Origin of the sequence: Phenylobacterium conjunctum (assembly GCF_042679085.1) — a bacterium.
Classification (GTDB): Bacteria; Pseudomonadota; Alphaproteobacteria; order Caulobacterales; family Caulobacteraceae; genus Phenylobacterium; species Phenylobacterium conjunctum.
In genome coordinates this window covers 1-1,398 of sequence record NZ_JBHTLQ010000114.1, presented here as the reverse complement: position 1 = coordinate 1,398, position 1,398 = coordinate 1, and the positions used below count along the sequence as shown (strand labels likewise).

The 1,398-nt window shown below is 70.0% G+C and carries 1 protein-coding gene and 1 pseudogene; both read left to right on the top strand.

Annotated elements, in window-relative coordinates:
* Positions 1 to 402: pseudogene (locus ACFQ27_RS20795) on the top strand (methyl-accepting chemotaxis protein); the annotation flags it as partial.
* 24 nt (positions 403 to 426) lie between these two features.
* Positions 427 to 1,398, top strand: a 972-nt coding sequence (locus ACFQ27_RS20790) for a HAMP domain-containing protein (RefSeq protein WP_377354920.1), incomplete at its 3' end; no start/stop codon positions are given.

Genomic DNA, 1,398 nt, shown 5'->3' with positions numbered 1-1,398 from the left:
CGCACCGCCGAGCTGGTGACGGAGATCTCGGCCGCCTGCCGTGAACAGGATATCGGCGCGGCCCAGATCAACCAGGCCATCCAGCAACTGGACACGGTCACCCAGCAGAACGCCTCGGCCTCCGAGCAGATGAGCGCCACCTCCGAGGAACTGGCCGCCCAGGCCGAGGAGCTCCAGACCTCCATCGCCTACTTCAAGACCGCCGCCAACGAGGGCGCGCGTCGGCCCACGCCGCTTCGGGCGGCTCGGACCCAGGCCCGTCCGGCGCGTATGGCGCCCCGCGCGGCGCCTGTGCGCGGCCGGGGCGGCGTGGCGGCCCAGCAGGCCCTGGCCCAGGGCTTCGCCCTCGACCTGTCTCACGGCGGGGCTGATCCCGTCGACGACGACTTCACCAACTACTGATCAGGCCAGGGGAGCCTTCAGCGCATGCGGTTCACGATCAAGGCCAAGCTTGGCCTGGCTTTCGGGGCGATCATCGTCCTGCTCAGCCTGGCGATCGCTGAGAGCCTGACCGGCGCCAGCCGGGCTCAGCGCGAGTTCAGCGCCACCATTGAGGGGCCCGTCGCTCGCCTGCGCCTGGCGCAGCAGCTGCAGCTGCACGTGGTCAACATCGCCGCCCTGGAGCGGGAGATGTTCCTGGTCGGGGCGAACCGGCTGCCCGAGCTGGAAGACTCGGTGAAGGACGACCGGCAGGCCTTCGAGGCCGACTACGCCAAGGCCCGCGCCCTGGCCGGCCCGGCCGCCCAGGACAAGCTGACTGAGCTGCGTGAGGCCTGGGACGGCATGATCCGCACCCACGAAGCCATGTCCGAGGCGCTGGCGTCGGGCCATGGCGCTCAAGCCGCCGCCCTGGCGTCCGGCGAGAGCCGCCGGCGGATCGATGAGGTCGAGAAGATCACTGCAGACCTGCATCGCGTCGAGCAGGCCGAACTGGACGCCTCGGATGTCCGGACCGAAGCCGATCTGACGCGGACCCGTCTGATCATGACCATCATCGGCGTCGTCGCCCTGCTGGGCTCCGGCGGCCTGGCGGTGTGGCTCTCGCTGGTGGTGACTCGTGGCCTCTCCAAGGTGGCCGGCGTCGCCCGCGCCGTCGCCATCGGCGACCTCAATTCCCAGGTGACGGCCACCTCCAATGACGAGATCAAGGACGTGCTCGACGCCGTGGGCGTGATGACCGCGAACCTGCGCGAGACGGCGGCCATGGCCGACAGCATCGCCCAGGGCGACCTGTCCGTTCAGCCCAAGCCGCTGTCGGACAAAGATATCTTGGGTCAGTCCCTGGAGCGCATGGTGACCAACCTGCGCGGCACGGCGCAGGTGGCCGACCAGATCGCCGACGGCGACCTGACGGTCGAGCCCAAGCCCCTGTCCGACAAGGACACCCTGGGCCTGGCT